Source organism: Vibrio sp. 1078-1 (assembly GCF_033340475.1).
The window spans coordinates 1-664 of sequence record NZ_JAWOWM010000424.1; the positions used below are offsets into that span (position 1 = coordinate 1).

The following is a 664-nucleotide window of genomic DNA, read 5'->3' on the forward strand; positions in this document are numbered from 1 at the left end:
TGTGCACGTGGGATATTTATACACGTTTTTGCACGTTAAATCCAGTGGGTCGAATTTTTCCCATGCTGAAACAGATACCTACAGAGATGCATTGTGAAAAGCGAGCAGGGCCGTGCAAATTAAGCCGCAAGAATTTTGGTGTTTTTGGGTGTTTTTTATTATAACTGTACGTACATACAGCATTCAGCCACGGAGGGCGAGCGTGTCGAAATCACCGTTTCTACAATCGGTCCGCACAGAAATTAGGACAAAGCAGTACAGCTACCGAACCGAGAAGTCCTATCTTTACTGGGTTCGTCAGTTCATCCTTTTCAATGAGAAGAAGCACCCAAAAGTCATGGGTAATCACGAAATTGAGCGTTTCCTGAATCACCTCGCCGTCAATCGGGGAGTCAGTCCGGGCACTCAAAATCAGGCGCTATGCGCGATTATTTTTGTCTACAAGCATGTGCTGAAGCGGGAGATTGAAAACCTACAGTACAAGATGACGAAAACGCCTCGACGCATGCCAACCGTTCTGAGTCCCGATGAAGTTGCTTCTATTCTTCAAAACATGGATGCAGAGTATTGGCTCATCACTGCGCTTCTTTATGGATGCGGTTTGAGAATCAACGAAGCTCTTTCGCTTCGCGTGAAAGACATCGACCTAAAAAGCCGCAGTTTG

Annotated in this window: 1 protein-coding gene; it reads left to right on the forward strand. The window is 45.9% G+C overall.

Annotation, left to right across the window (positions count from 1 at the left end):
* Positions 1-202 precede the first annotated feature (202 nt).
* On the forward strand, positions 203-664 hold a 462-nt coding region (locus R7190_RS27980; protein ID WP_318137937.1), incomplete at its 3' end, for a phage integrase N-terminal SAM-like domain-containing protein.